10 protein-coding genes and 2 pseudogenes are annotated in these 12,037 nt (G+C 67.5%); 3 read left to right on the top strand and 9 right to left on the bottom strand.

What is annotated here, in order from left to right; genetic code table 11:
* Positions 1 to 75: 75 nt before the first annotated feature.
* Entirely contained in the window at positions 76 to 1,311 is a 1,236-nt protein-coding gene (locus tag CCZ36_RS36205; protein WP_164873589.1) for a NucA/NucB deoxyribonuclease domain-containing protein, read from the bottom strand.
* 404 nt (positions 1,312 to 1,715) lie between these two features.
* Between CCZ36_RS36205 and CCZ36_RS33990 the strand changes: the two are divergent.
* Positions 1,716 to 2,429: pseudogene (locus CCZ36_RS33990) on the top strand (transposase family protein).
* A 36-nt stretch (positions 2,430 to 2,465) separates the two neighbouring features.
* Here CCZ36_RS33990 and CCZ36_RS33985 read toward each other — a convergent pair.
* A complete protein-coding gene (locus tag CCZ36_RS33985; RefSeq protein WP_128819311.1) occupies positions 2,466 to 3,587 on the bottom strand; it encodes a DUF4037 domain-containing protein in 1,122 nt (373 codons plus the stop codon).
* 283 nt (positions 3,588 to 3,870) lie between these two features.
* On the opposite strand from CCZ36_RS33985, the pseudogene CCZ36_RS33975 reads away from it, so the two are divergent.
* Positions 3,871 to 4,301: pseudogene (locus CCZ36_RS33975) on the top strand (transposase); the annotation flags it as partial.
* A 242-nt stretch (positions 4,302 to 4,543) separates the two neighbouring features.
* Here the strand turns inward: CCZ36_RS33975 and CCZ36_RS33970 are convergent.
* Both CCZ36_RS33970 and CCZ36_RS33965 read right to left on the bottom strand, forming a co-directional pair.
* Positions 4,544 to 5,344: an AAA family ATPase gene (locus CCZ36_RS33970; protein ID WP_128819310.1), complete on the bottom strand. Its 801-nt coding sequence runs from the start codon at positions 5,342 to 5,344 to the stop codon at positions 4,544 to 4,546.
* Complete coding sequence (locus tag CCZ36_RS33965; RefSeq protein ID WP_164873588.1) at positions 5,341 to 6,078, bottom strand: Mu transposase C-terminal domain-containing protein; 738 nt, start codon at positions 6,076 to 6,078, stop codon at positions 5,341 to 5,343. The genes CCZ36_RS33970 and CCZ36_RS33965 overlap by 4 nt, the downstream gene beginning before the upstream one ends.
* Positions 6,079 to 6,401: 323 nt before the next feature.
* On the opposite strand from CCZ36_RS33965, the gene CCZ36_RS34985 reads away from it, so the two are divergent.
* On the top strand, positions 6,402 to 6,614 hold the full coding sequence (locus CCZ36_RS34985; RefSeq protein WP_164873587.1) for a hypothetical protein: 213 nt from the start codon (positions 6,402 to 6,404) through the stop codon (positions 6,612 to 6,614).
* Positions 6,615 to 6,912: 298 nt separating this feature from the next.
* On the opposite strand, the gene cas6e is transcribed toward CCZ36_RS34985, so the two are convergent.
* The 5 genes from cas6e to casA form a co-directional block, all read right to left on the bottom strand.
* Complete coding sequence (cas6e, locus tag CCZ36_RS33960; RefSeq protein WP_128819308.1) at positions 6,913 to 7,557, bottom strand: type I-E CRISPR-associated protein Cas6/Cse3/CasE; 645 nt, start codon at positions 7,555 to 7,557, stop codon at positions 6,913 to 6,915.
* Entirely contained in the window at positions 7,554 to 8,363 is an 810-nt protein-coding gene (gene cas5e / locus CCZ36_RS33955; RefSeq protein ID WP_128819307.1) for a type I-E CRISPR-associated protein Cas5/CasD, read from the bottom strand. Before cas5e ends, cas6e begins: the two co-directional genes overlap by 4 nt.
* On the bottom strand, positions 8,360 to 9,517 hold the full coding sequence (cas7e, locus tag CCZ36_RS33950) for a type I-E CRISPR-associated protein Cas7/Cse4/CasC (RefSeq protein WP_128819306.1): 1,158 nt from the start codon (positions 9,515 to 9,517) through the stop codon (positions 8,360 to 8,362). Before cas7e ends, cas5e begins: the two co-directional genes overlap by 4 nt.
* A 234-nt stretch (positions 9,518 to 9,751) precedes the next feature.
* Positions 9,752 to 10,420 carry a type I-E CRISPR-associated protein Cse2/CasB gene (locus CCZ36_RS33945; protein WP_128819305.1) on the bottom strand — a complete coding sequence of 223 codons (669 nt, stop codon included), beginning with the start codon at positions 10,418 to 10,420 and terminating at the stop codon, positions 9,752 to 9,754.
* Complete coding sequence (gene casA, locus CCZ36_RS33940; RefSeq protein ID WP_237302788.1) at positions 10,420 to 11,985, bottom strand: type I-E CRISPR-associated protein Cse1/CasA; 1,566 nt, start codon at positions 11,983 to 11,985, stop codon at positions 10,420 to 10,422. The genes CCZ36_RS33945 and casA overlap by 1 nt, the downstream gene beginning before the upstream one ends.
* Positions 11,986 to 12,037 lie beyond the last annotated feature (52 nt).

Genomic DNA, 12,037 nt, shown 5'->3' with positions numbered 1-12,037 from the left:
CCACAGAAACCCTTTCCTGACGGGCCCCTCTGCGGCCAGAGGGGCCCCTACACCAGATGGCTGAACACTCGAACCTTAAGAGATTACTACCTGAAACTTCTCGTCTGGAATGATTCGCTCTGTCCTATTGTTCACGCCGAACTTCCCTCCGGCCGCACTGTTCTCGCCCGAAGGGACATGGCCTCGGATGCACGGCTCATTCCCCGTGACTGCGGGAGAATTGAGGTCCTGATAGAAGTTCCAAACACCATTTTGCAGCTTCGGAATCACATCTGCACAGAGTGCACCGTTCTTCCCACCCTCATGAGTTCCCGCGAACGGGTACTCGTCGCACGAGTCATCCGTGACCTCGCTGGGCTGGGGGATGAACGGCCTAGAGGCTCCGCTTCCGCAGGTGCGGGTACGGTTGGCTGTGGCGATTGCCTCATCCCCCAGGCGCTTCAAGGGGTTGCCCGCCGTACCCCATTGATCTATGAGTTTCTGCTGCGCCCATGCGTACGTCGCTGCTGCGGCACCGTATTCGGAAAGCGGGAGGACCAGCTGCGGCTGGACATCAGAGATCACGCAGCCTGTGCTCGTATTGTTCGAGAAGGTGGTGTCGCAGCGAACCTTCCTCGGGTTATCCTTCGCGAGCAAATGAATTCCGGCGACTCCGGGCACAACCACCTGAATCGCAAAACTAGTGGTAACACCAACATGCTTACCCGCCCCGGGATTCGCGGTGTAGTTCGATGTTCCGGCCGCCGTCTGGCCCACCTTGAGATTTACAGAACCCAGCCATGGGCTAGGCTTGGTGGGAGTGCAACTGGGGGTGCAATTGGACAGCCAGCTGAAACTGAGGGAATTGACCTTCCCTGTCGCCGAAGCCACAGTCATGGTCTGCTTCTCTTCCCAGCTCCCGCTGGTCTGCGACAGAGTCGACCCGATGGTCGCGAAGAAGATCGCCGTTCCGGTTACCTTCGGTGGCTTGCTCTGGTCCCAGAGAGTGTACGTCCCCTCCAGATTTGCGCAATAGGACTTGCGCGTGTACGTCCACTTACCTGGGCTGATTGAACATGTTGCTTCCGCCGCGTCCGCCGTCTTGGCGCCTGCCGGTGATATCGAGCGCCGCGTCTGCGATACCGGCTTCCATTCGATACAGGCTTCGCCGGAGGCCACGGCATGGCATTCGGGACCACTACCTTGGTCCTTGCTGCCGATCCGCAACTCACGAGGATCCTCTTGCGGAGGAGCATAGGTGCCAACCAGTCGCTGCCCGTTGCTCGTTTCCTTTGCCTGTGCCTGCCCTGAAAAAATCAGGGTCGTCATCATGGCGAGAAATATCGTCATAATGACAGCAATTTTTCGCTCCCGCACTGTCCCCCCACGTAGCAATCGGATTGGAACCTCGCATCGGCAAGGCGGCGTCGACACTATCGGAGCGTCATCAATCGGATCTCAGTTCGATACAAAGTGACTTGAAACCAGCGATCTTGGTCCTGATCCTGGTGGGTCCATCCCTATCGGGCGCCACAGGCTGCCGGCCTACTGAGCTTCTTCGATGTGGCCACCGATCGGGTGACGGTCCGTGAAGCGCAACGAGCGAGGCCCCCGGGCTGTTAATCGAGATGTCTGACGTCTCAATCACGTTGCTCGGGGGCCTCGTTGGTCGTTCATCCTGCCGCACTCGACCTGCCGCACTCGACCTGCCGCATGCACTCGTGGAGTGGGTCACCATGCTGATCGTCACCCGTGAGGGCGACCGGCGCTGCAAGCTCCGTCCGTCACAGCGCGCGATGGTGGCACTGGTGTACCTGCGCGAGCACACCACGCTCGCAGAGATCGCCGCCGGGTTCGGGATCAGCGAGTCCACCGCCCACGCCTACACCAGCGCGGTCGTCGACCTGCTCGCCGCACGTGCACCGGGCCTGCTCAAGACGCTGCGCGAGCACGAACCCGACTTCGTCCTGCTCGACGGCACCCTCGCCGAATGCGACCGGGTCGGCGACGGCCGGGCCGACTACTCCCACAAACACCGGCGCCATGGTGTGAACGTGCAGGTCGTCACCGACCCCGGCGGCCGGCTGCTGTGGCTCTCGCCCGCCCTGCCGGGCCGCACCCACGACCTGACCGCCGCCCGCACCCACCGGATCATCCGGATCTGCGAGCGCCAGGGCGTCCCGATCCTGGCCGATCTCGCCTACCAGGGCGCCGGCCCGTAGCTGACCACAGGCATCAAACGCCGGCCCCTGCAGGAACTGGCCCCCACCGAGAAGACCCGCAACCGTGCCCTGGCAGCCAGACGGGCACCCGTCGAACGCGGCGTAGCCCGCCTGAAGTCCTGGCGGATCTTCCGCAGGTCCCGATGCAGCCCCAACCGCATGACGTCAATCGCCAAGGCCGTCCTCATGTCGGCGTACGGTCTTTGCTCCTTAGCTGTGTACAGATGAACGTCCCCAATGGTTAGGCCGCTTTGCGCTCTCCCTCTATTGGCTGGAGGCGGAGTTCTCAGGGGGAGGGCTGATCATTGCGCGGATGGCCGCGCGTGTCAGTTCCGGACGGCTGAGGACGTCGGTGCTGTCGATGAACTGGTCGACGGCACCGATCGTTGGCAGGGCGCGGATGGCCGGGTCGGCGATGCGGGTGGTCAGCGCCGCGGCGAAGCGTTCGGCGTGCAGGACCTGAAACGGCCTGTCGTGGTAGGGCCGCGTGGTGGGGTCGACAGGGTCGGAGAGGCCGAGTTGGTTGTGTGCGGCCGCGACGGTCTCGTAGGCGCGCGCGAGGCGATGTTCGCGGGTGTGCCAGTCGGTGGCGGCTAGGGTCGCGGTGAGGACCGGGGTGAGGGCGGGTGCCTGGGGGGTACGGGCGAAGGCACTGCCGGTCCATTTGCTGTATGGCGGGTAGCGGCGGTCCATGAGCAGACAGAGTCGCATCAGATCGCGCACCAGTCGGGCGGCGACGACGGCGGAGCCGAGTTCGTCGCCCACTTCGCCGCAGCGTCCGACAAAGGCTTCTTCCTGGGAGATGCGTTGCCACTGGCAGGCGAGCAGGTAGAGCCAGAGATCATGGGGGTACCAGTCGAGGGCGGCTCGGGCCGGTACGAGGTGGCCGAGTCCGTCGTGGAAGACGGCACCGGCAGTGACCTCGGCAAGGCGCTGGGTGGGGGTGGCCAGCCAGTCCGTCAAGTTGATGTCCTCGCCCGGGTCGAAGCCCAGTTGCGTGGTGAACCAGGCGCTCGGGCCGGTGACTTCGACTCGGTGATGCACCGGCCCGTCGGTTGTCCGCATGACCCCGATCCCCGATTCGTCAGTGGCGGCGAAGTGCGTCGGGTAGCCGCTGAAGGTCTTCGGCAGGCGTTCGGAGAGTAGTTCCGTGATCCTCGTTCCGTGACGGGTGACGTCTTGCGGGGGCAGGAAGACCTGCAGGCGGGGCCCCCACTCGTGGTCGGCGGAGCGGGGGGTGTCGAACCCGAGGACTTCCGAGCCACTGCCGAGACGGGCGGCGGAGTGCGGCATCCCGGGGACGGCTTCGTCCAACAGGGGCCGTACGGCTTCCAGGTAGAAGCGACGGGAGAGTTCCAGTCCGGGGATGAAGGACGGCGTGGTCATGCTGAGGAGCGTGCCGGATCGGCGCAGGCCCGGTCGAAGGCTTTTCCACTCCAGGCAGACCACGGCCGACTACGCGTACGGCCGGCTCAATCCGCGAAAGGCAACCCGCCGCCCGGCACCAGAAGCCGACCGCATTCATCCGTACGCGGGTGGGGACGTTCAGGTGTACGCCGACACCTCACCCTGGAGTTGCAACGCTGAAGAAGCTCACCGGTTCAGCAAGGCCCTTGGGCGTGGGTAGCAGTTCTGACAGGTTGGCTCGCACTCGCTGAGATGATCTTGTTCGAAGGACACCGTGCTCATCGCGGACGGCACCCTGGTGCCCACCCGAGACCACGCGGTGGCCGAGCAATCGAAGAACTACCGCTACTCCACCCTCGTCGCCGGGGTCGGCCGGCTGCTCCCCGGAGACCGTAACGACTGCAGAGCATGGGCGGAATCCGGTGCGAAGGTAGCGGTGGGCAAGACGACGACCATCGCGGAAGGCGGCCATCTCGGCACCGAGCTGGTGATGCCACATCGCCGCACGAAAGGCCAGGCCGAACTCCCGCCCTGGAAAAAGGCACACAACAGCTCCAACAAGCAGGTCAGAGTCCGCGTTGAGCATGTCTTCACCCGCATGAAGAGCCGGAAGATTCTGCGCGACTGCCGACTCAAGGGCGACGGCGTCCACCACGCCATGATCGACTGCATAACCTCGCCATCACCGGGTGAACGGCCCGCCCGCCGGGCGGACACCCTGGCCCCACACCTCGCTGGAAGCCGCCGCCACCGACGGCCGGTCGGTGCGACTTCTGTGTCTGCTGACCTTGAGCGAGATCCTGGTCCGGAGCCGAAGGCGCCGCCAGGCTGCCTGCCTTGCGCGCGACCCCGCTCGGCCCGAGCAACCAGATGGACGACCCGCCGTCTCAAGGGTGTTGCCGAAGTCCGGCCTTCGGCAACACTCTTCAGTTGCGCTATGGAGTATGGCGGGTGGTGGGGTCGATGCGGCTGAGTACCCAGCGGATGAGGTCCTTGTTGAGGGTGAGATTCGGGTTTTCCTCCAGGGCGTCGTGGAGGTGGAGGGTGATCCTTGCCCAGTTACGGAATGATCCGTGGCCGACCATGTCGTCGGCGTACAGGATCAGTTCGGGTGGTGCTGCGGCCCAGATCTTCTGGTAGGCGGGGATCGTGGCCTGGACCTCGGTAGGTGTGAGCGGGCTGAACTGGTACCAGTCCAGGATCCGGGAGTGCAGGGCGGGATTGTTGAGGATCTTCTGGCGGGTGTTGCCGCTGCCGACGAGGATGATGGCGGCGCGGCGGGCGTCGTCTCCCCAGAGGGTGCGGAAGTACTCCAGTGGTTTCGTTCCGAGTCCTTGTGCTTCGTCGATGAGCAGGATGCGGGGTTCTGCTTCGAGTGCGTCGCGGATCTGCTGGTCGCAGGGGCCGGCGGCCTGGGGTGGTTCTCCTGGCAGGCCGAGGCGGGTCCAGAGCTGTGTGCGGATTTCGTTCATGTTGGCGCCGCTGTTGTAGCGCAGCCGGACAGTGGTGTCGGGTGCGCGGCGGCGCAGGATGTTGTGGACGGCGAAGGTTTTGCCGAGGCCGACGTGTCCGTGGATGCAGACCATGGCGTTGTGCTTCATGGCTTTGAGGATGCGGGCTTCGGTCTCGGCCATGCCTCGGGTGGCCATGGCGTTGGCTCCGGTGAGTCCGGCGAAGTGGTCCTGGCTGGGCGGTGGGAGCTGGGTGGGGCGGGGTGAGGTGGCGGGGGTGCTCACGGCTGGTCCTTGGGTTCGGTCGGTGGCGGGGTGTGGGGGTTGATGGGCAGGGTCAGGCCGGCGTCGGGTTCGGGGAGCTCGATGAGGTCGGGGAGTGCTTCTGCGGCGGGGTCGAATCCGTCGAGGTTCCGCAGGTGTTCGAGTGCTTCTTCTTCGGGCATCGCGTCCAGGGGTGTGGGGGGTGCGGGGCGGGTTACGGCTGCGTAGCGAATGTTGCGGTTCTTCTCGGCTTTCTGGAGCTTGGTGCGCAGGCGGTCGGCTTGGCGGGCTCGGGCGCGTTTGAGGCTGAGGCCCTGCTCGGGGGTGGCTTGCTGGGCCATGACGGCGTGGCCGAGGTGGCGGCCTGTCTGGGGGTCGTAGAGCTCGACGCGGTGGTCGTGGTGCGGGAGGTAGCGCAGGTGGACCTTTTCGCCGACGCGGCCGTGCATCCAGTCGGCGATGTAGTTGCGTTTGCGCCAGCGGACACCGCCGTTGTTGATGGTCAGGGGTCGGCCGTGGCGCTCCAGGGTGTAGGTGTGGAGGGCTTCGGTGGAGACGGTGTCGATGAGGGCGGGGTCGGCGTCCCAGGCCTCGCGGGGGGTGTGGCCGTTGAGGCTCTTGGGGGTGTTCTCGTGGTTCCAGCGCTGGACCCATTCGAGGACCAGGCGGACGAACTCTTCGAAGGGGAGCAGGGGCTGGTCGGGGTCGACGGGTTTGCCGCCGCGGAGGGTGGGGGCGTGGGTGTAGCCGGGCATGCCGGCGAACAGGGTTTTCTTGATGGCGCCGTTGACGGCTTCGACGTTGGGTTTGCCTTCGGGGTGAAGGGGGGCAGTTCGATGATGGTGGTGCTCAGGGCGCCGAGGGCTTCCTTGACGGTGGCGCAGAGGAATTCTTTGCCGCCGTCGACGCGCAGGTAGGTGGGGATGCCGCCGAAGGGGCCGTGGTGTTCGTCGATGAGGACGGCGTCGCGGATGGCGACGAGGACGGCTTCGCGGCTGGGGCGTTGCGGTGTGATGGCGAGGCCGCAGATGGCTGAGGTGGCGCAGTCGATGAAGAAGGTGATCCAGGGTTTGCGGATGTGGCCTTCGACGCGGACTTTGACGCTGGCTTCGACGTGGTCGGTTTCCCATGCGTAGTTGCGGTGGTGTCGGTCGCGTTCGCCGGCTACGTCGAACGCTCGCCGTGCTTTCTCGCCGTGGCGGAGGCCGGCGCGCATGCCGGGGGTGAGGGCTCTGTTCGTGGCGCGGTGGAAGGTGGGCAGGGAGGGGACGGGGTGGCCTTCGGCGCGTAGTTCCTTCCACGCGGCGGTGGCGTTGCCGCGCCAGCGGGCGATCGCGTCGAGCATGTGCGGGGTGAGGGTGAAGCTGGTGCGGCCTGGGGGTTGGTAGGTGCCGTTGTTGGCGCGGGCGTTGGCGAGCCAGCGGTCGACGGTGCGGGGGTCGACGCCGAAGGCGTCGGCGACGCCGATGATCCGGGTGCGGGTGAGCTGTTCTGACTGCTCGAGGGTGTAGAGGCGGTGGATGGCGGCCGCGCGCAGGGAGTTGAGGTCAGGGGCAGGTGGCATGACTGGGCGTGGTTTCTGGCTGGGGTCAGGTGAGGGCGAGGGAGAGGAGGCCGGCTCCGTAGCTTTTGGCTCTGCCGATGCCGGTTGTCAGGGCGTGGGTGAGCAGGGTGGTGTCGGTGATGCGGGCGATGCCGTCGAACTGGGTGAGGGTGAAGTGGGGGGAGGTGGGGGTGGGGCTGGTGCGGGGGAAGGGCCTGGGGAGGCCGGAGACGGTGGCGGGCTGAAGTCCGACGGCTTGGGCACGGGTCTGCCACCAGGTGATGGCGTCGTCGCCGGTGAGGTGGGTGATCTTGCCGCGGCGTTTCCCGGTGACGGGGTGGCGGTTGGGGTTGCCGGCGGAGCGGGCGATGGTGGGGGCGGCGGTGATGCGGTAGCGGACGGTGCGCCCGGGGGTGAGGGAGTTCAGCAGGGGGGTCAGGTCGACGGTCCGGGCGGTGCCGTAGTCGGCGGGCAGGGCGCTGAGGTCGGGTACATGGGCCGTCTGGACGAGGAGGGTGGGGTCCGGCCCGGACTCGGTGCGGAACAGCAGGCCCGCGGCGGCACGGGGGGTGGGGCTGTTGTGGTCGGGGGCCAGGCGCATGAGGGTCTTGTGGAGGCTGTCGACGTCGGCGAGGTCGGCTCTGACTGCCCGGTTGTGCGGGTTGAGGGCGATGCGGGTGAGGCTGGTCATGCGGGTTCTCCGTGCATGTACGCGGTGAGGGTGTCGAGCGGCCGGGGCCCGGCGTGGAGGTGTGCGGGGAGGCGTTCGGTGGTCATCCACAAGCGGCGGGGCAGGTGGCGTCGTGCATGGCTGGTGAGGTTGACGGGTTCGCTGGTGCTTTCCCGGTCGGGCGGGGTGGTGGGGTCGGCGCCCGGGGGCGGGTGTTCCCAGACGAAGGTGGTGGGGAGGTGTGTGGCGGTGGGTGGTGGTGCCGGGGTGCGGGTGAGGGGGGTGCGGGTGAGGAGTTCGGTGATGGGGTCGGGGCTGTGGGGGTTGAGGACGAGGGGTTCGTCGGGGAGGCAGGCGCGGCGGCCGAGGAACAGTCCGAAGCGGGGGCGCTGAAGGGTTTCGGCGATGTGGTCGGTGAGCGCGGCGGGTCCCTGGACGGCGATGGTGAAGACGGCGCCGGTGAGGTAGTCGCGTTGGGACACCAGGGTGGCGGTGGATTGTTTGCGGCGCTTTCCGTTGCCGGTGAGGATGCCTTCTTCGCGGGGGTAGCCGCCGCCGACGGTGTGGAAGTCGCGGTAGAGGGTGCCGGGCTGGTCGATGCGGATGGTGATGGTGAGGTCGCGGTGGCTGGGGGCGGTGGTGTCATTGGGTGACTGCAGGTGGGGGTAGGGGTCGAGGGCGTGTTCGCGGGGGCGGCCCTGGGCAGCGGCGAACATGCCGATGAGCTGGGAGCGGGTGGGGAAGGCGCAGGTGTCGCGGTAGTGGAAGACGCCGCGTTCGCCGGAGGACTGGAGCAGGCCGGCCAGGCGCAGGATGAGCCCGGTCACGGCCGGCCCGCGGGGGTGGTGGTTGCTGCGGTGGCGCAGGCGACGGCGAGGTCGTCGAAGGAGGTGTGGTGGGTGCCGAGGGTCTTGATGGGTTTGTTGGTGGTGCTGGTGTGGCCGTGGGCGATGAGGTGGCGGGTGCCGAGCAGGCGGCTGACGGTGGTGGCGTAGTTGGTGAGCGCCTGGCGCGCGGGGGTGGCGTAGCCGCCTTGCGGGGCGGCTTTGACGGGCTGTTCGAAGGCGGCGCCGTAGGAGACGGAGCGGCGGTCGCGGACGGTGTAATGGACGAGGTCGGGGAGGGTGTGGGGTGCGGTGGAGGTCTTCTTGCCGCCGGGCATGCTGAGGATGAAGTGGCGGACGAAGAGCTCGACAAGGCTGGTGACGGTATCGGTGGGAGTACTTGGTCCGAGGTTGTGGTGGAGGTCGGTGATGTTGATGGTCGCGAACCGGTAGAAGACGCTGGTGGTGAGGAACGCGGTCTCCAGATGGGCGCTGCCCCTGTCGCCTCCCATGGGCAGGTCCTCGACTGCGGTGAAAAAGTCCGGCTGCGGATCGCTGCGGTGGACGGAGAAGGCGGGAGCCATCTGAACGGCTGCTTCGACGTGACCGGTGGGGAGTTCGGCGAGCATCCGTCCGAAGAGGTTGATGCTCGCGGTGCGGCTGGTCAGGTGCGCGGCGAGGTCCTTTGTAGGCAGGACCGGGCTGATGTCGTCTTTGGGGTTGTGGGCGGCGAGGGCTTCCTCCAGTTCCGTACGGTGCTTTTCGCACAGGGCGACAAGGTCGTCGATGACGCCGGCGGGGAGGTAGAGCATGGCCTGGGTGCGGTTGCCGTCCTTGGCGTTGTGCTTGAGACCTCCGCCCTTGGCGGAGTGAACGATCTGGGCGGAGGCGAACGCGGCAAGGTCCTCGGGCCACTGGGCTTCTTGCAGTTTCCGGGCGACGAGGGGCGGCACCATGCGGGTGCGGACGGCGTGCTCCCCCAGATCCCGTTCGACGTTGAGGCGGATGGGGCGCTTCCACGCCTGGGGGGAAACGAGGGCCCTTGTCGCGTTCCCGTAGGAAAGGGTCTTGGGGTCGTTGTCGGCGTCTCGGTTAAGGTTCGCCGCGGTCACGGGATGCAGGATGTGCAGGTCGAGAAAGCGGGCCGGCTCGTGCATGGGAGAGCTCTTTCGGTGAGGCGACGGGCATGCCGCAGGGACGCTCCGCGGAGTACGGAGTCGTGGGCTACAGGGAGGGCCAAGGCCTGTCTGTGCTGTGCTGGCGGAGGTGGTGGGCCTGGGCGGGGGTGGTCCGAGTCCCGGGGCCGGGCGGACGTCGGGACGGGAACCGCCCGGGGCCTGCGCCAGGGGTGTCTGGCCGGTGGCTACCGGCAGGCAGCAGCGGGGCTGCTCTCAGGCGGGAGGATCAGGGGCGCCGGGGTTCGGGGGTGGCGAGGTAGAAGGCGTCGCGCCAGCGCAGTCCGACCTGGTCACGTTGGTAGGGGCGCTGCACCAGGTCGTAGAGGAGGACCCCCAGTCGGGGGTGACGTTGTCCTTGAGGAGCCGTGTGACGGTGGAGGGCAGGCGGCGGTGCAGTTGGTCGTCGCTCAGGCGGGTGAGGACGCTCAGAGTGTCCTCGGTGCGGCCGGCGCTGTGTCCGGCGGTGCGGACGGCGGCGGCGAGGGTGGCGCCGAGGTTCGGCCGGGCGAACCATGTGGCGGCGTCGGGTGCCGACGGAGCGGGGGCCGGTTTTGTGGGGGCAACGAGAGGGGCGCCGGGAGTGCCGGCGGCGTTTTCTCCTGCGGTGATGAGGACGGTGGGGTCTTCCGGTTCGGGGCGCACCCCTGGGGTGTGGGTCTGGGGGCCTGCTGTCGCGATGAGGCTGGCGACGGTGTAGTAGGCGCGGCGCCCGGCCCGGTGCGCGGTACGTCGGGCCAGATAGCGGTCCATGGGGGCGCATTCCTCGACGGGTCGGCCTCTCCCCCGGCTTAGGCGGACGCGGGTACCGGGTTCGGCGCACAGGTCGTGGATGTGGGTGACGAACTCGTCGCAGGAGGCACGGTGTTCGGCGGTGGTGGGCATCAGGCGGTCTTTCGGGGTGCTGAGGGCCGCCGTCGGCGGTGGAGGCCCTTGACGGCATGGGCGACGGCGTGGGCTGCGGAGTTGTGGCGGATCCGGGCGGCTTCGGTGACGTCCCGCAGAGCGGCCGCGGCCGCGGCCGCGAAGGCGGCGGGTGCGTCGGTCTCGGGCTCGTCCAGCAGCCGCCAGAACACTGTCTCGGCCTTCGGCCAGTACCGGGCCAGGGCCTTGTTCGCCCACGTGGTCTTGGAGGTTCCGCTGTGGGTGGCGGTCTTCCAGGCCTTCTTTGCGACGGTCGCGAGCCGTTGTGCGGTCTGTTCGGCTTCCCGGCAGCACTCGGCGATGCGCTGGGCTTTGGCCGGGTCGTGTTCTTGGGTCCAGTTCAGCAGCGGCGGGGTGATCGCGGTGTACCACTGGCGGTCGATGACCTTGCCGTCCTGATCGAATCCGTGGACGCGGATCCGCAGACTGCGCCGCAGGTCCTCAGGAAGGTCGTTGAGGGTGTCGAAGACGGCCGGTCGGGCATATGTGCCGTGTTCGTCTGGGGCTAGGACCAGTGTGTCCAGTTCCCGCCACCACGCGCGGGACGCATCAGCGCGGTTCTTGGTGCGGCGCCGGGTGACGCTCTTGCGTTCGGTGATGAACCGGTAGGAGAGGTAGGGATCAGTGCTGATCTCGGGCTCTTTGGGCTCCTCGGCTTCCTCGGGCTCTTTGGTGGCCCAGGTGAGGTAGGCGTCGGTGACGGTGCTCCCGCCGGGACCGGGCACGAGGAGGATCGCGTGCTGGCTCTGTCCGGTCAGTAGCCGGCCGGGCCAGGTCACCAGAGTTGACGGGTTCTGCGGGCTGGGAGTTGTCTCTTCCCAGGGGCAGGCGTCGGTGCCTGGCAGTTGTTCGTCGCCGGTGAAGGCCGGCACACCGGCCAGAAGCGTTTCGTGCAGGGTGCGGCCCAGAGGGTGGAAGGAGACGCTGGAGCGCAGGGGCCCGCTGTTCTGGCTTCCGGTGGTGACCCCGTCCACGGTGCGGGGGGTGCACTGGCCCGAGCGGCCGTAGTAGTGGTGGATGAGCAGGATCTGCAGCGCTTCGGCGGTGGGCACGGGCTCGGCGGTGTGGTGGCCGTGTGGGCTGAACCAGGCCAGGTTGTTCCCGGCGGGGCGCCCGGGCACGAAGGTGTTGATGCCGCTGCTGTGGTCGCACTGGGTGCGCAGCGCGGGCTCCTGCAGCCAGGGCCGGACCAAGTCGAATGCGTCCCAGGCGTGTTGGTCGAAGTAGGCGTGGACGGCGTCCGGGGTGAACCGGCCCTGCTTCAGGCAGGTACGGCGCAGGGCGTTCCACTGGGAGGCGGTGAGTTCAGGATCGTCCAGGCCGGTGATCCGGGCCGTGATGGCGGTCGCGATCCGCAGGAGAGCTGAGGCTGCCGGGGGGTGGGGCAGGGCGAGGTCGTCGATGGTGTGGGCGTTCAGGAACAGGTCCCGCAGGCCTCGTTGGCTGTAGTGAGGGCCGGTGCGGGTGTCGATCCAGGGGTCGTCGGCTGCGCTGAACGTAGCGGCGGAGGAGGGTGATGATGGCACTGGGAGGTCTTTTCGGTGATGAGGCGGGTGCGGCGGAAGCGGGCCCGCAGGA

It is taken from the genome of Streptomyces sp. S063 (assembly GCF_002832675.1).
Taxonomy (GTDB): domain Bacteria; phylum Actinomycetota; class Actinomycetes; order Streptomycetales; family Streptomycetaceae; genus Streptomyces; species Streptomyces sindenensis.
Note: the sequence above shows the minus strand (reverse complement) of the source record. Positions and strands in the feature narration are given on the sequence as shown.